This window comes from Micromonospora sp. KC723 (assembly GCF_004348595.1).
Classification (GTDB): Bacteria; Actinomycetota; Actinomycetes; order Mycobacteriales; family Micromonosporaceae; genus Micromonospora.
This window is the reverse complement of sequence record NZ_SMKD01000126.1, coordinates 1-16,311: the sequence shown is the minus strand read 5'-3', so window position 1 is coordinate 16,311 and position 16,311 is coordinate 1. Positions and strand designations below refer to the sequence as shown.

General features: G+C 67.3%; 11 protein-coding genes and 1 pseudogene. 5 read left to right on the top strand and 7 right to left on the bottom strand.

The window, feature by feature from the left end:
• Nucleotides 1–997 precede the first annotated feature (997 nt).
• Nucleotides 998–1,636 carry a hypothetical protein gene (locus E1165_RS22835; protein ID WP_132393804.1) on the bottom strand — a complete coding sequence of 213 codons (639 nt, stop codon included), beginning with the start codon at nt 1,634–1,636 and terminating at the stop codon, nt 998–1,000.
• 520 nt (nt 1,637–2,156) lie between these two features.
• Here E1165_RS22835 and E1165_RS22830 point away from each other — a divergent pair.
• On the top strand, nt 2,157–3,503 hold the full coding sequence (locus tag E1165_RS22830) for a tyrosine-type recombinase/integrase (RefSeq protein WP_371687385.1): 1,347 nt from the start codon (nt 2,157–2,159) through the stop codon (nt 3,501–3,503).
• A 131-nt stretch (nt 3,504–3,634) separates the two neighbouring features.
• Here E1165_RS22830 and E1165_RS29575 read toward each other — a convergent pair whose 3' ends face one another.
• Nucleotides 3,635–6,634, bottom strand: a complete 3,000-nt coding sequence (locus tag E1165_RS29575) for a hypothetical protein (protein ID WP_207917012.1) — start codon at nt 6,632–6,634, stop codon at nt 3,635–3,637.
• 1,137 nt (nt 6,635–7,771) lie between these two features.
• Between E1165_RS29575 and E1165_RS22820 the strand changes: the two genes are divergently transcribed.
• From E1165_RS22820 to E1165_RS22805, 3 genes and pseudogenes are all read left to right on the top strand, one after another.
• Nucleotides 7,772–10,021, top strand: coding sequence for a LuxR C-terminal-related transcriptional regulator (locus E1165_RS22820; RefSeq protein ID WP_132393803.1), 2,250 nt, complete (start codon nt 7,772–7,774; stop codon nt 10,019–10,021).
• Between the two features lie 388 nt (nt 10,022–10,409).
• Entirely contained in the window at nt 10,410–10,781 is a 372-nt protein-coding gene (locus E1165_RS29570; RefSeq protein ID WP_243704940.1) for a transposase, read from the top strand.
• A gap of 115 nt (nt 10,782–10,896) precedes the next feature.
• A pseudogene (locus tag E1165_RS22805) lies at nt 10,897–11,046 on the top strand (helix-turn-helix domain-containing protein); the annotation flags it as partial.
• A 45-nt stretch (nt 11,047–11,091) separates the two neighbouring features.
• Here the strand turns inward: E1165_RS22805 and E1165_RS22800 are convergent.
• From E1165_RS22800 to E1165_RS29150, 3 genes are all read right to left on the bottom strand, one after another.
• Nucleotides 11,092–12,522 (bottom strand): family 43 glycosylhydrolase, encoded by a 1,431-nt coding sequence (locus E1165_RS22800; protein WP_165945298.1) that lies wholly within the window; start codon nt 12,520–12,522, stop codon nt 11,092–11,094.
• Nucleotides 12,523–12,606: 84 nt separating this feature from the next.
• Complete coding sequence (locus tag E1165_RS30430; protein WP_256370690.1) at nt 12,607–12,996, bottom strand: Ig-like domain-containing protein; 390 nt, start codon at nt 12,994–12,996, stop codon at nt 12,607–12,609.
• Entirely contained in the window at nt 12,993–13,166 is a 174-nt protein-coding gene (locus tag E1165_RS29150) for a hypothetical protein (RefSeq protein ID WP_165945296.1), read from the bottom strand. Before E1165_RS29150 ends, E1165_RS30430 begins: the two co-directional genes overlap by 4 nt.
• A gap of 836 nt (nt 13,167–14,002) precedes the next feature.
• Between E1165_RS29150 and E1165_RS22790 the strand changes: the two genes are divergently transcribed.
• Nucleotides 14,003–14,245 carry a hypothetical protein gene (locus tag E1165_RS22790; RefSeq protein ID WP_132393800.1) on the top strand — a complete coding sequence of 81 codons (243 nt, stop codon included), beginning with the start codon at nt 14,003–14,005 and terminating at the stop codon, nt 14,243–14,245.
• Here E1165_RS22790 and E1165_RS22785 read toward each other — a convergent pair.
• Complete coding sequence (locus E1165_RS22785; protein ID WP_207917011.1) at nt 14,233–15,720, bottom strand: GDSL-type esterase/lipase family protein; 1,488 nt, start codon at nt 15,718–15,720, stop codon at nt 14,233–14,235. The two genes, E1165_RS22790 and E1165_RS22785, sit on opposite strands and share 13 nt — an antisense overlap.
• A gap of 186 nt (nt 15,721–15,906) precedes the next feature.
• On the bottom strand, nt 15,907–16,218 hold the full coding sequence (locus E1165_RS22780; protein ID WP_256370691.1) for an AbfB domain-containing protein: 312 nt from the start codon (nt 16,216–16,218) through the stop codon (nt 15,907–15,909).
• Between the last annotated feature and the right edge of the window lie 93 nt (nt 16,219–16,311).

Genomic DNA, 16,311 nt, shown 5'->3' with positions numbered 1-16,311 from the left:
ACCACCGCCGCCGACGGCAACGACGCCTCGGCAAGCTCACCCCGATAAAGTTTGAGACAATCAACAGGCCCGCACACGCGGCCTGAACCACTCAACCCCGCGAGTCAACCAAACCCGGGGCAGTCCCAATCGCCTCCGCTTCGGCCGCCGACGCAGAACTCTCAGACGGCGCCGCACCGGGCTGCACCGTGGCCGCACCAGCCGGAGTCGTCACACCCAGCGTCGCGGCGGCTAGCACCACCGCACAGGAGCCGCCCACCACCTGCCGTCGCAGGCGCATCCGGCCAGGGGTAGGTTTCAACACTCGATCTCCTCGCATAACCGTGCGCAGAACCGACACAGACATCAGATTCGTCGGGGGTGGCAGAAAGGGCCGGCCGGCTCGATACCGGTAGGGCAGTTTGCGTCGCGTCGGAGTACAGGCGGACTCCAGCCGCGGCTCCTCAGCCAAGAGACCACATCGAACGGCCGAGCAATCCGGCAGGCCGCCGTTCAGGAACCACACGTTGAGACAGGTACCGCAGTCGGTTTCGGGTGGGGAACCAATGTTCCAGCTGCCGAATCACCCGGGTGCTCGGCCCACGAGCAACTGCAGGCTGAACGGTTCGGCCGAAGCCAGTCACCGAAGGCCGCGCGGCGGTGGTCTCCACACGATGCTGCAGGACACTCGAGCACCCAACGTCATGCACCGCATGCACCTCCACCACACCCCCGGCGACCACTCGCCCTGGCCACGGCGACCCTAAAGATGATCACGACCACGTGTAAAGAGGCGTTACAACTTGCCACCACAAACCAGTCAGGTGATCACCGAAAGGACCGCCGGATCACCGACAGTGACGGGCTGTTTGGCTGAGCATCCCCGGCTTCTCAAGCGGCTCGCGACTTCGATGGGCGCTGGCAGAGAGGAGCACGGCGAAGCAGCGCCCGTCCGGAAGGCCCTGGTGGGCTGACGCAGACCGAACCGGGCTACCGGCGTCGGCGCTGGAGAAACCTCTCACTGGCCGGCGGGCAGGCCCGGGATAGGGAACTCCACCTCGCTGCGGATATCCGCGAGTTCCTTGCCCCGGTCGGCCAGACGCTTCTTCGGGCTGAGAAAGGTGACAATGCCGGCGCTGATCTGATCGACCCAGGCGCACATCGTGACGTGATACTCGCCGTCACGGGCGCTACCACACGCGGCAACGCCACCCAACGGTCCAGCCTCGACCGCCCGGACCTCCCTCACCGAGGGGTACAGCCCGAAGATCGTGGTCAGCGTCGCTTCCTCGTCCCGGACGGTGCCGGCGGCTGCACTGACCAGAACGGCGTAGTCGGCGTCGGTCTCACCGTTGTAGACGGCCGCGACCGCCTTCTCATGGCGACGATCATCCACCAGACGATCAAGGACGCTGAAGTTCCTCATCGCGACACCCGTTAGCGACCGGTCGTCGAAGCGAGAGCGATTGCCCAGCCGCATGGGCAACTCAAGCCGGGCGCGCATGCTCAACGCGCTCGCCGAGGGCTGCGCCGACGCGGAGGAAGAGGACGGCACCGAGCGGTGCCCGGAGGAAGCCGAACAGCCGGCAACGGCGCCAACGGCCACCACGACCACGATCCCGCGCGCGGTGGCCCAGCCGCGCCTCACCATGTCCACGTACCCATGCCAACTCCCTCGCCCTGATCACAATCCCGGGGACGATAGCGCAAGGTGAAAATCCGCCGTAGGCCCGCGGCCAGCTCCGCCGGCCCGCCCCACCGCGACAAGCACGCCAGTGCGTCGCCGGTCTGCTCGCGCCACTGGCCGCCATCGGCATGCCTCCGCCGCTTCTACGACCAGTCCGGCGGGGTGTGTGCCGCGTCGCTCAGGACCGGCGCCGCGAGCTGCCGCCCAGGCACGTCCCTGCCGGCCCGCCCCGGCGCGGCACCGCCTATGCACGGTGGGAATGCGCCAGCGGATGTAGGAGCCGGTACCGCGTCCTGCCGCTGGTGCCGAAGGCCTGAAGACGCAGCTGGCGAGTATCGGCTGACGGATCCGTATCAGCAGGCGGCGCTGCATCGATGGGACAGGTGACTTCCCGAGAGAGGAACGCTTCATGGCGACGTCAGGTGTGATCTTCAAACGGTGCGGGTGCCGGGACAACCACGGCCGGCGGCTGGAACAGCGCTGCCCGGACTTGGACGACCGGAACCACGGCACCTGGTACTTCCACTGCTCCGCCAGCAACGTTCTCGGCCGATCCGAACGCGTCCGCCGCGGCGGCTACCCGTCCCAGGCAGCGGCCCGCCGGGCACGGGACGAGTGGCTGGCCGCGACACAGGCGCAGCGCACCGCCAGCGGCTGGACCGTCGAACGGTGGCTGCGGCACTGGCTCGACCAACGCACCCGGATCCGGCCGACCACCCGCCTGCACTACACCCGCGACGTCGAACGCGTCCTGATCCCCCACCTTGGTCGCTACCGCCTCGCCGACCTCGACGCCCGGCTGCTGCGCACCGTCTTCGACCAGATCGCCGCAACCACCAACACCAAAGGACTGCCCCAGTCCGCCTCCGCCATGCAGCACCTACGCACCACCCTGCGCGCCGCGCTCAACCTCGCCGCCAACCACGGCCTGATCGAGAACAACCCCGCCCGGCACATCACCGTCGCCGGCTACCGCAAACCCCACGCCCAGGTCTGGACCGACGACCGCGTCCACGCCTGGCACACCACCGGCGAACACCCCACCGTCGCGGTATGGACCGCCGAGCAGCTCGCCACGTTCCTCGACACCGTCACCGACGATCCGCTGTACGCGTTCTGGTGGCTCACCGCCCTGCGCGGCCTACGCCGCGGCGAAATGTGCGGGCTGCGATGGACCGAGATCGACCTCAACAGCGGCGTGCTCTACGTCGAACGCAACCGCACCACCGCCGGCTACCAGGTCATCGAAGGCGACCCCAAAACCGCAGCCGGCCGCCGCCCGGTCGCCCTCGACAAACGCACCATCCAGATCCTGCGCGAACATCGACAGCGCCAACGAGACCAGCAAGCCCGCCGCCAGGCGACCGGGAAACGCTGGATCGACTCCGGGTACGTTTTCGTCCGCTCCGACGGCAACCCCATCCACCCCGGCTACGCCAGCGGCCGGTTCCGGCTCCTGGTCAAGCGAGCCGCCGTTCCGCCGGTACGGCTGCACGACCTTCGCCATGGCGCCGCGTCCCTCGCCCACGAGGCCGGCGCTGATCTGAAGACCCTGCAGGACATGCTCGGACACTCCAGCATCCTGGTCACCGCCGACACCTACACCAGCGTCCTACCCCTGGCCCAGCGCCGCTGCGCCAACGCCACCGCCCACCTCGTCCTCGCCGCAGCCCACAGCATCCGCGCCAAGATCGCCAAGAAGGGCCGCCGCAACCGCCCCCAATCCCTGCCGGCGGCACATACTCCAGCCCGCAAGGCACCCTCCAAGCGAAAGAAGCCGCAGGTCAAGAACCCACAACAGCCCACGCAGCCAGAGACGTTGATGACACCCGAGTAGCACCCACGTGACACCCGCCGCCCAAACAGGTCGAAGAGCATAAGGGGCCCGAGCCGCGTTTCAGCAGCTCGAGCCCTTTATGATCTTGTGCGCCCGAAGGGACTCGAACCCCTAACCTTCTGATCCGTAGGCTAGTTTTCCTTTGCCTCGGAATCGTCCGAGGTGTTTGAGCCATTGCCGTTGCTGGCCTGGTTCATCATTCCGCCGAGGGCGCTGAGGGTGCTCGCGGCCTTTCCTGCCGGGACCAGCTTGGATGCCGCTTCGACGGCGATGGTGGCCATCTTCTGCTGGTGTTCGGCGGCGGTCTTCATGGCCTCGTTGGCGCGAGCGCCGGCTTCCTTGTCGTTGCTGGCCGCGGCCTCGATGCCCTTGCTCAGCATCTGGCTCATCTCGGCTGCGCCGGCGATGTCCTTGAACAGGTTGGCAGTCGACAGCACCTGCATCGCCGCCTGGGTGGCGGCCGGGTCGGGCAGGGCCGCGATCGTCTGGAACTTAGCTTCGCTTGGGGTGAGCTGGGCGACCTTGACGTCGACTTCCTGGTTGCGGGTGCCGGTGCCGACGGGCGCGATGTCGGTGGGCAGGATCGGGATCGGCGAGTCCTTCCAGTTCCAGAAACGGGTCAGGTCGATCTTCTCGGCGGCGTTGGCGCGGCCGAGGACGGCTTCGGCGAAGACGCCGTTGGTGGCGATGCCGACTTTGGCGGTGACGAGCTTGCCGAGTGTGGTGCTGTCCGCCGACCGCGCCGTGAGCCAGTCCTGCCGCTCCTGTTCGCTGCTGAAGTTCCATCGGAAGCCCAGGTAGTTGCCGGTGGCCGCGACCGGTTTCGGGTCGAGCAGCATGCCGAGCGGGACCGCGTCTCCCTTGCTGCCCGGCGGCAGGTAGGAGTAGTTGGCCAGGATGCGGCTGAGTGTCAGTTCGTCGGCGTTGGCCCAGACCGCTTGGCTGTAGTAGCGGCGGTTGTCGTTGAGATGGTCGAGGACGGCCTGCGGAACCTTGCCGCCGCGCAGGTGGAAGCCGAGCGCGGCGATGTAGGTCCGGCTGCCGGTGCGGACGGTGGAGCCGAGCAGCCCGCAGATGGCCGCTCCGCCGGCGTCCTCGGTCAGGTCGGGTGTGGTCGTGCCGGTGACGGGACCGAAAGTGACGACGCCGGTCTGCAATGTCAGGCGGAGCCCGGCGAGGCTGCCCCGGGCGGCCGTTCCGGTCCAGTAGTCGACGGACAGCAGCTTGTCGCCGGCTCTGAAGTCGTAGGACCCGTGTTGCAGCACACCGGAGCCGCCGGTGTCGCCGCAGCGGTAGGTGTGGCCGGGGATGACGAGCCGGACGCTGCGGATGCCGGCGCTGTCCCACCATACGTCGATCTTGGTGGGCCATCCCGCCTCGGGTGGCGGCGGGTCGTCGAACGCGGTGAGCGCCTCACGTGGCGCGGTCAGCATCCGGACGAGCGCTCCCTTGTCGTTCATCAGCCAGAACTCGCCACCGCCGACTGAGACAATCTTGGCTGGGAATGCCGCGGTCAGGGGCGCGGTCCCGATCTTGCCCGGTGTCCAGGTCGATGATCCGGGTTCGACCATCATGATCTTCTTGTCGCCGGTGACGCCCCAGATGACGCCGTCCGGTGCCGCGGTCAGGCTCACGATGCCGGGAGCGGGGGCCGCCCGCTCGGTCCAGGTCGTGCCGGTTCGTTCGAAGGTCTTGCCGTCCTTGCAGTACCAGACGCGATCGTGGTTGACCACTGCGAGGTCGTCCACGGCTACATCGGTCCTCTTCCAGGCGTTTCCCACCAGCTGGTGAATGTCCGAGGGCCCCCACAGGATGGTGGTGCCGTCGCTGCCGCAGGCGATTGCCGGAGCGGCCGCGCCCTGCGGATGGGTCTGCCACGCCGTTCCGTCGAACATCACGATCATGTTGTCGGACCGGACTCCCCAGACCCTGTCTTTGCCCGGTGCGATCCGTTTCAGGCCGTTGGCGAGCAGGCCGGTGGTGGGCAGGGGATTCCATTGGCGGGCGATGGGATCGAAGCGGACCGGAGTTCCGTCAGTCTTGCGGACGCCGTAGACGCCCATGGTCGACGCCGCGAGGTCGAGCAGGTCGATGCCTTCGAACGACTGATGGGTCGGCGCCTCCGCCGTGCTGCATCCTTCCAGCTTGCGTACGGTGGCCTCGAGCGGGTTGGCGTCGCGGATGCGGGTGGCCCACTCCTTCGGCGCCACGCTCGCCAGCACCTCCTTGTACCGCTGCAGGTTGCTGTGCGTGAAGGAGATTTCCTGCAACGGGATGAACAGGCACCGCTCGGCGGTCACCGGTTTCGTCGTCACCTCGTAGACCTGCACAACCTCGTAATACTGCACCGACAGCGCGTGCATGTGGTTGTAGTTGGTCACCACGCGGGTGGTGACCTGCTCCTTCTCCGACTGTGAGGTCTCCCGGACCACCGTCATGTGGCGGCTGCGGGCCGCGGTCGCCACCTGCTGGGTCCGCGCGCTGATCTGCTGCGCGGCGTCCGAGGCGACTGAGCGGATGCCGGTGGACCGGACGACGTTGGTCGCGAAGCCGCTGTTGGACGAGTTGCTCCAGGTGCCACCGAGGTTCAGGCCGAACAGCGCCACTCCGCCGCCACCGCCCTTGCTGGACGACGTCGACGCCTGCTGCATTGAGGAGGTGCCGTGCTGCTGCTCCTGGGCGATGGTGTTGGCCACCTCGGAGATCGAGCGGTCCTGATCGGTGCGGCTGGTGAGCTGGTCGCGCTCGCTGGTCGCCTCGGTGCCGGTGCCGCGGGTGCGTCGCTCCCAGTCGACGACGGCAACCCGGGTGCTCTCTCCCGGCGCCAGAGCGAGACTGTGCAGCAGGCGGCCCAGCGTCACCCCCTTTACCGCCCAGCTCTGCTCGGTGGTGACGATCATCCCTTCGGCGGGACGGTCGTAGTAGGGCAGGTTCTCTTCGCCGAGGTCGATGGCCCCGGTCAGTTTGCGGACTGGTTTCGCGCCCGGAATGTCGGTCAGCACCACCGACTGGTAGCGGACGATCTCCACCGGGTGGTTGCCACTGGCGGGCAGCAGATCTGCTGGGGTCGCGCCGTCGAGAGGACTGGGCACCGACTGCGTGGCCTTCTGAGCATTTTTAGGTGCGGTCACGGATGATCCTTCCCACAGTATTGACACTCCGAGTGGAGCACCTTCACTCTGTGAACCGATACATAAGTGCGTCAAGAATGCGAACAGCAAGCCCACCGAGGACTGATTTTGAAGGCGCAGGCCAGTGCTGAGAGGTGATCAATGCCATCATGTAGCGCCTAACACACATCGGATTCCGGTCCGATATGCGGCCGTAAACCTGATTAATGCTTGAAACGCCGGAATGGTGGCCGTCAGGACGTAGTTTGCTTAACGGCCACGGTGATCGGCCTGGTCGGCACTTGTTGATGGTGTCCGGACCAACCTGCAGGGGCCAGTGCCGAGTCCGCCGCTGGCGGTGTCGTTGGCGGCTCCGCCTGGGTCAGCCAGGAGACCGCGCGGCCAATCGGATTTCGTCGAAAGAACCGCGTCGGAACTGGAGGGGACCGCTCTTGGAAGTGGATCCTGCCACTTATGCCGGGGAATGCGGAACCGCTGCTCGTCGCTGACCCACCTGCGGTCAGCGACTCAGTCAGGATGACAACCGCAGCAGATCGGTTAATGCGTGTCCATGTCATCCGGGACGCCTTTCTTGAGTTTCCCGCCGTCGACCCGACCGCAGTCACCGCTACAAGCACACAGTTCCCTTGTGCTTGAAGGAGCCTCTGCCGCACATCACAGAATTCCCGTCCAGCGGGCCGCGACATGGCCGGTGGTTGAGTCAACGTGAACATCAGCGGTGGCGGCACCCATCGCACGATGCGCCGGGCGCCGGGTCTTCTTTTCTAAGCACAGGTATCGCATTGGAAGGGGTGATAGCGCATCACCCCTTCCCTGCTTGAGGGGCGAAAAAGCGGGTGAAACTTTCCCAGGAGCGCCTATCGCCTTTGCCTTTTGCCCGGATTCGGCGTGAGGAACAAGGTGAGTACACAGACCGCTAGGGGTGGTTGTCGCAAAGCTGACAGCGACAGCATCTGGGCTTGGCGGTGGCACGCGTCGCGCGGCAAGAACTGGCACTGGATTGACGGATATCATCCCCTCGGTCGACACTGCGCGTGACGACTTGGGCACCGATGGTGCGACAGGGCAGGAGGTGCCGGTCGGGTGCCGGAGAGATATCCGCCCAACAGGGGGCCGGGCTGGCTTGACACGCGGCCGGTGCGCCGACCCGCCGGTGTGGTGGAGGCGTTGATTGCGCCCAAGATCCATGTTCCCGCCGTCCAGCCAGAGTGGGCAGGCCGCCCCAAGTTGCTTGCCGCGCTCAACCACGCCGCCGCGGCTCGGCTGGTGACGGTGATCGCCCCCGCCGGGTATGGCAAGTCGACACTGCTGGCGTTGTGGCACGCCGACCCGGGCCGCCGTCGCGCGCTGGCGGTGCTCGCCGTCGACACACGTGACAACGACCCGGTGTTGTTGTGGTCGGGCATCCTCGCAGCGCTGACCGCGGCGGCGCCGGGGCCGCAGTGGGCGACAGTGGCCCGGCTCCTGCGCCAGACCAACCCGGACATCGACACCGCGGTGCTGCCCGCAATGTGCACGGCGCTGGCGTCGCAGGCGGCTACGACCGGGCTGTGCCTGGCCCTTGATGACTGTCATCTGCTGACCGAACCGGCGTGTCATCGCCAGCTCGCCGCGCTCATCGCGGCGCTGCCCGCCAACTGCCAACTGCTGGTCGCCTCGCGCCGCAACCCACCACTGCGCTTGGCCCGGCTTCGAGCCAGCGGGCGGTTGCTGGAGATCGGCTCCGGCGAGTTGCGCTTCGGCGCTGATGACGCCGCCTGGCTGGCCACCACCGCCAGCGCCGGCACCGAGCTGCCCGCCGACACCGCGCACGCTCTGATCGGGGCCAGCGAAGGCTGGCCCGTCGCGGTGCACCTGGCCGCCCGCGCGATGCGGCACCACGCCGACACGACCACAGTGCTCGCCCAACTGACCGCCCGCCACGGCCACCTCGACGACTACATCACTGAGGAGATCCTCGACGGGCTGTCGCGCGAGCAGGCCGTGGCCCTGGCCCGGACCACGGTCCTGGAGCGGCTCACCACCGGCCTGGCTCACGCGGTGGCCGGCGACGACCTGCCCGATCTCGACGCTCGTCGCCCGAACGGGCTGCTGCTGGTTCCGCTGGATACCACTGGTGAGTGGTTTCGCCACCACCATCTGATTCAGCACGCGTTACGGCGACGATTACATCGCGACGAACCGCACATGCTCTCCAGCCTGCACCGCCGGGCGGCCGCCTGGCTGCGCACGCAAGACCGCACCGAAGACGCCATCGAGCACAGCCTGACCGCCGGCGACACCGCCACCGCCATCACGTCGATCGCCTGCGCCTACATGGCGGCGATCAACACCGGGCGGCGGGCAACCGTACGCGCGTGGCTGGACCGCCTCGGCAACGACACCGTCGCCGCCAGCGCCCCGGCGGCTATCACGGCCGCATGGGTCGCCGCCGTCAGCGGCGACCGCCCAGCCGTCGAACACTGGTTGCGCATCGCGGAACACTGCGGCCACCAAGGCCCGCTACCGGACGGCACGGCATCGGTCCTCTCCGCTGCCGCGCTGGTCCGGGCCGTCTTCGGTTTCGACGGACTCAAACCGATGACCGAGGCCGCGCAGATCGCCGTCGAGCAGGAGACCGACCCCACCAGCCCTTGGTACGCCATGGCCCGTACCGCCCTCGGCTGCGCCCACTACCTCAACGACGAATCACCGGCAGCCATCGAACCCCTTCGCCGCGCGGCGGCCAGCCACGCCGCCACCCCCATGATCCGTACCCTTGCCACCGGAGTGCTCGCGCTCGCCCAACACCATCTGGGCCAGCACGAACAGGCCGCCACCACCGCCGCCGCCGCGCAAGAGCTTGCCGAACACTTCGGCCTGCAACACGCACCCCAGGCCAACATGGCCTACATCGCCCAAGCCGCCGTCGCCGCTCACCAGGGTAAGCGCGACCGCGCCCGAGCACTGCTCGAGCAAATCCTCGCACTACGCCGACGCACCCCCGGGCTGAGCCCCTGGCCCACTCTCTGCGCCTTGACCCAACTCGCCGAGCTACAACTAGACACCGGCGATCACGTCGGCGCCACCGCCTGCATCACCGAGGCCCGCGCCCTCATCGACGAATTACCAGACCCGCACAACCCACCGCTCATACTCCTCGACCGACTCGACCGGCACCCCCGCCGACCCCAACGAGCCACCCGCCAAGCCACCACACTCACCGCCCAAGAACACGCCCTGCTACGGCTGCTACCAGCACCGATGACCCTGCGACAGATCGCGGCACACCGGCGCGTCAGCCTCAACACCATCAAGACCCAGGCCCGCGCCATCTACCGCAAACTCGGCGCCGCCAACCGGGCCGCCGCCGTCACCACCGCCCGCCGCCACGGCCTCATCCCCTGAACCTGTACGGTGCCAGAACTCATCGCACATGTTGTGAGCTGATTTTCTCGGCTCCGCCTGATGACCGTCCCCTCGTGTCCCATGCCAGGGTCGGCCCGTAGCCCACTCCAGGCGGGAGGATCGGCGGCGGACCTTCCGAGTGGGCTGTCGGATGCGTGCTCAGCGCAACGCGGCAACGTCGACCAAGATCTTCGTCAGCTCCTCCGGCGTGTCACGCATGAGGTTGTGTCCGCCGGCAAGAGCATGGGTGGTCCAGCCTGGCTCCACACTGAGCTTCTGGTAGATCGTGGTGAACGGGGACTGGTCGGCCCACCCGGCGGCGTAGACGTAGTCCCGACGGCGGACTTGTCCCCGCAGTCCGGGCGCCGTCGGCCCGGCGGCTCACCGCCTGGATCATGCGACCCGGCCACAGCTCACCGACGACGACCGCACCGACCTCGCCGACACCCGAAGCCGCTGCCCCGACCTCGACACCGTCGCTGACCTCGCCCGCGGGATCGCCGCACTGGTCCGCCACCAAGGCACCGGACAGCACCTCGACGCCTGGATCGACCGCGCACGCCACGGCGGATTCCCCGAAACCCGTGGCTTCGCCGCCGGCTTGGCCAGCGACCGTGACGCCGTTGTCGCCGGCCTCTCCCACCACTGGAGCTCAGGCCCGGTTGAGGGTCAGGTCAACCGCATCAAGACGATCAAGCGACAGATGTACGGCCGCGCGAACCTCGACCTCTTACGCAAACGCGTCCTGACCAACCCGTGAGCTGCCACCAAGATCAGTCACAGCATGTGTGCCAGAGCTGAACTCGGACCCCCTATCGACGGATGAATGGTGACCCCTTCCGGGACTGGCTCGTTTGGCGGGCCGGAGGAAGGGTGTGATCACAGTGGAAGACTGGGCTGAGACCCGCCGCCTTCATCGGGCGGCGCAGATGCCGATCAAGGCGATCGCGCGGATGCTGGGTATCTCGAAGAACACGGTGCGTCGGGCGGTGCGTTCTGATGGGCCGCCAAAGTATCAGCGAGCGTCACCGCCAACTCCCGACGACCTGCCGTCAAGGGCTTGCGGAGGGTTATTCCCCGGGCGGTACGGGGAGGGCGACACCGGTCCGCACCGGCGTACCGAGGTTCGGTGTGCCGTCAGCGTTCCAGGAGACTTTTTGTACCCGGGTGGTACGCGTCGTGCCGCAGCCCTGCGACGCCGAGCTGTTGGCGTGGTAGGCGATCCAGGTCTCGGTGCCATCAGGTGAGGTGAAGAACGAGTGGTGGCCCGGGCCGTAGACCCCGTTCGCGTCGTTGCGCTGGAAGATCGGGTTGGGGAACTTCGTCCAGGAACCGGCGGCCAGGGGGTCGCCGCCCCGGTATTCCAGCATTCCGATCTTGTAGTTCGGTCCGCCGCAGTAGCTGGCCGAGTAGGTCAGAAACGTGCGACCATTGTGTTGCAACAGGAACGACCCTTCGTTGACGGCCCCCTCCTGCCGTTCCCAGGCCAGCGTCGGGGCCGAGATCCGGCTCCCGAACGCGGCGGCTGTCCACGGGTTCGTCATCGGTGCGATGAACAGTGACTGCAACCTGTCCGAGCCGAAGGCCGAAAACGTCATGTACAGGGTGTTGTTCAGCCGGATCGGGGCCGCGTCGATGGCCCAGCCGTTGTTGGGCATCAGGTTGAGGATCCCGCGGGTGGTGTACGGGCCGAGCGGGTCGGCTCCGGCGCTCTCGGCGACATGCGTACGCCGGGGCAGGCCGCCTTGTTCGACGGAGTAGTACAGGTACCACCGGTTGTTGATGAGCTCCAAGTGCGGGGCCCACATCGTGTTCCCGCCGGTACGGACGACTACCTGCTCCGCCGCCGTACGGAGCCCGGCAATCGTAGCTGAGCGGCGCATCACCACGTTGGCGGTCCAGGTCGTGGCGACGTAGTAGTAGAACCCGTTGTGGAACACCAAGGTCGGGTCGGCGCTGTTCGGGGGACCCACCACCGGGTTGGTGAACGTCGGGCCGCCAGCACCGACCTCAAGACGGTCCACATTGGGCAAGCCACTAGACGTGGCCGCCGCCAACCGGATCGTATTGCTGCCCGCATTCGCGTTCACGGTAAGGTTTTTGGTGACCCACGTGCTCCACGCACCGGTGCCCTCGAACGACGGCGTCTGCACCGTGGTCCCGTTGACCGCCAGGCTCGCCGGACGGGTGGCGGTGCCGTTGGCAAACCGGATCCCTAGCGTGACACTGCCGGCCGTGGCAACGTTCACCGTGAACTGCACGGCAGCCCCGGTCGCATTGGTCGCGTTACAAAACCCGCTCCCGGAATACCCGGACCAATTCGAGTCGATCGTTCCCTCACAGGTGGCCGGGGAGGTCTCCGCCTCATACCGCGTTGTCGCGGCCGACGCCTCCGGCAAACCGACAGCCGCCCCGGCGGCGACCACGCTAGCGGCAGCGCCTAGAACAACGCCGGCACGCCAACGAGACCAGCCCGCAAGCCGCTCACTTGTCACGTTCATCCACCTCTCTCTGCTTGTTGCGCTCCTGGTTGACATCGTCGCTACGCATGTGGTGCCGACCGTCCAGCCCCGATGAGGATGGGCCTATGTGACCTCGACTGTTGCTTTCACAGCCGTCATCGTGGCTGCTTTACCGCTGCCGAGGCTGGTGACGTTCGCGGTGCCGTTCACTGTGAAGGTGCCTGGCGTGGCGTAGCTCTCCGGGTTGATGGCACTCCAGGTGACCTTGACGGTCGAGCAGACACCCGTGCGCAGGTCGAGGCTTCTCACGGTTGTGGGGAGCGTGGGAGCCACGCGCCCGCGTCGGGGCAAAGACGTGGCTCTCAACGATGTTCTTGGCGAACGCGTCGTTCCAAACCTTGAACGAGGCCCGCAACGTGCCGTTTGCACCCGACCCGTTCCGAAGACGCTGGTGCCAGCCCACGGCCACACACCGGTGCCCGCGTTGTCGGGTATGTCGTTGATCGTCTTCATGGCGGCCATCGTGTCGTCCCCTGCGACTGCACCGTATAGGTGAAGCCCACCGGATGATTCGGATCTGACAACGCATCGGTGACCCTGCCACTCGACGGCGGAGACATCTCGGCGATGGTGAGCTTCACATCTGGCAGAACCTTTGCGATCTCGACGAGATCGCGCTGCACGACCGCGTAGCTCCCGTGCCAGTCCGGGCCGTCCCCCGGTCGACCATGCCGCTCATGTTGCTTAGGTCACCGGAGAATGTGTTTACCAACGTCATCACCTTCGCGAAAGCCTGGTTTGGGTCACGCACCACCTTGCCGATGGGCGCTCGCTCGATGACCTTGAACGCGAGATGCAGCATGCCCTGAATGTGCGTGCCTCTGGTCGCGTTGACTTGTTTGATCGCGCGGTTCCCGGCATCGACCCGGATCCCGGACGGCGGGACGTGGTCGTCGTCCGCCAGAGCGGCCTGGCGCACTGAGGTTGCCGCGGACGAACGCGGTTCTCCGCGCCTGCCGGGCGCTGCGTGATCACATACCTCCTTGATCATCAGGCGCCTCGGTCCGCGGGTCAGCCCCACCAGGCGTGGCGCGCCTCAGCACTGTGAGCGCTTACATTCATATGTATCAACGAGTGTTACCGCCGGACATCTAATTGTCAACGGACAGACGCCGAGCACCATGGCATAGCCGTCAGGCGGGTAGGCCGAGCCGGGGCGCTCGCGGTCCGAGCGACGCAGCGCCGGCTGCAGGTCCTCGCCGGTTCATTCGACGGGCCTGCGGGACAGCGGCACCGTCGGCCTGTCCACTTCGACCCTTTCGCCGTCCGGCGGCACGCCCGTGCGGCTACTGGCGGAGGCGTTCGCGGTGGTGTATGACGACGGCGAGTCGGACGATGGTGGTCGACCGACCGGTGTGGCTCTTCACGTTGCCGCTGATCGCGTGGCCGCCGGATACGTGCGATCGCGGTCGCTAACACGCTGCTCATGGCCGCCGCCGGCCGTCGACTGGACATGTGAGTGATCCGCCTGAGCGGCGGCGCCACCTGGCGCCAGGTGACCTGGGTCGTCACTGCCGAGGCTGCCCGGGTAGTGGTCGACGGCGCGGTGCTGGGTGGTGGGATTGCCTTCCTGGCCCCGCGCAGCTTTGACCGGTCCGTCAAAGGCGCGCGCTGGCGCGACTCTGGCCAATTCGACGTCGCCCCGGCAGGCCCGGCGCGTCGTGCCGCGCCGGGCCGCCACGGATGGGATCAGCGCAGGTAGCTGACCAAGGAGAGATTGCGTTCGCGGATGCCTTCGACGACCAGGTCGGCCATCCTGCCGGCGCCGTACTCGGAGAAGTGGGTGTTGTCGGTGACGCCGTCGACCGACTGGCGCAGGTACAGCTGGGCGGAGTTGGTTGGGCCCATGGACTCGACCAGGGCCTCGCTCTTGGCGGTCAGGTCGATCACCGGCACGCCCAGCGAGGAGCCGAGGCTGCGCATCTCGGCGGGCAGGTTTACGCCGACGCCGTTGATGTGCCGGGCGGTGGCGTCGAGTTGGTTGCCGTCGAACCGCCGCCGCACCGGTGGGGTGACCAGGACGGGTACGCCGCCCCTGGCGCGCACCTGGTTGATCATCGTGGTGAGGTTACCGCGGAAGGCTGAGGCGGTCGTGGACTTGTCGTTGTGGCCGAACTGGATCAGCACCAGGTCGTTGCTTTTGATCAACGGTCGCATCGTGGGGAACAGTGCCGAGTTGTTCAGGAAGCTGCCCGAGCTTTCGCCCGAGTCGCCGTAATTGGCGACCACCGCGCCGGCGGACACGCGCGTGGGCAGGATCTGCCCCCACCCGGTGTACGGGGCGATCATCTGATCGCACACCGTGGAGTCGCCGGCCAGGTAGGCCACAAGCGGGTTGCCGGCCGGCTGGACGGTCAGCCCTGAAAGCTTGGGCGCGGAACCAGCGAACGTGATGCTCAGGCCGGAGGTGCCGGTGCCACCCTGCCCGGTGGGCTGGCCTTCCGGTTGTCGCACGTTGATGGTGAACACGTACTGCGTGATGGTGCCCGCGGCGGTCGTGACCGCCGGCAGGATCCGCCGGCGGGCCTCCACGGACATTGACGTGTTGCCGGCCGAGGCGCGGTCACCGATCCACGCGGTCACCGTGTAGTTGCCGGGCGATACCCCGAAGTGGCAGGTGATCGGCGAACTGCCGGTGCACTGGGCGGGCCGGCCCGGCGGGGAGACGGTCGCGGAGGGCGAGGGCGAAGCGCCGACCTCGACGTTGAGATAGTCGATGTTGGCCAGGCCGTTCGCGGTGGTCGGGCTCAAATGGATCGTGTTGCTGCCCGCGTTCAGCGACGCGGTCAGAGTCGTCGTCGCCCATGTCGTCCACGCGCCGGTGCCGTTGAACGCGACGCCCGAATGCGTGACGGCGCCGTTGAGGAGCACGTCGGCCGGTCGGTTGGCGGTGGTGCCGTTGGCGTACCGAACGGCGATCGTCGCCGTGCCAGCGGCGGACGCGGTCACGGTGAACTGGGCCGCCGCCCCCGCCCTGCTGTTGCCGTTGCAGAAGCCGCTGCCGGAGTAGCCGGTGTGGTTGGACTCGATGACACCGTCGCATGTGGCCGGCGCCGTTTCGGCCTCGTAGCGAGTCACTGCCGCGGAAGCCACGGCGGCGGTGAGCACCGCGGCACCCGTCACCGCCATGGCCGCGCAGGCGGATAGCAGCGCGGCGCGCTGTCTGCGTGAAAGCATGATGATCTCCAGAGTCGGACGATGACGAGATCCGCTACGGACCTCGATTGCTTACTTGAGATGGGCACCCGCACCAAGCGGGAACGCCGCGCCGTGCACGGCCGAGAGACAACAAGGTCGTTTTCATGGGCAACATTTTTTTATCGATGTGCCGCGCGACGAGCCTGCCGGCGGGGAGCGCGCTGGCTACTCCAGGTAGAAGGTGGCGTCCGCGAGGTCGGCGGCGGTGCTCAACGGCTGCGCATAGAGCGCGTAGTTGTAGTGGCGGAGGTAGCGTCCCGGGGCGCTCATCGACTCGAAGCTCACCGCGGCCGGGTCGGACTGGCCTGCCCGCCGGGTGAAGCTCGCGCCGTTCTTGAACCCTGTCGTGCCGTCGTTCTTGTCCAGCCAGATCTCGTTGTTTCGGTTCCGCAGGTAGTAGCCGGGGTTGCTGGTCGACTCCAGCGACACCGTGCCGCTGCCAGCTAGTGCCTCGTCTTTGAACGTTGATCGTGTAATCCGCTGGTTCTGAGGATGTATCGGGCAGGCTGTCTCCCAACACTTGTGGTGGGAGGTGATGGCCGGTGGGCAGACGGCCGGAGGTGTTCGTCC

What these genes read in the sequence shown, in the direction of transcription:
- E1165_RS22800 (WP_165945298.1), bottom strand. Translation starts at nt 12,522, where the DNA reads ATGAACGTGACAAGTGAGCGGCTTGCGGGCTGGTCTCGTTGGCGTGCC.
- E1165_RS30430 (WP_256370690.1), bottom strand. Translation starts at nt 12,996, where the DNA reads ATGAAGACGATCAACGACATACCCGACAACGCGGGCACCGGTGTGTGG.
- E1165_RS22785 (WP_207917011.1), bottom strand. Translation starts at nt 15,720, where the DNA reads ATGCTTTCACGCAGACAGCGCGCCGCGCTGCTATCCGCCTGCGCGGCC.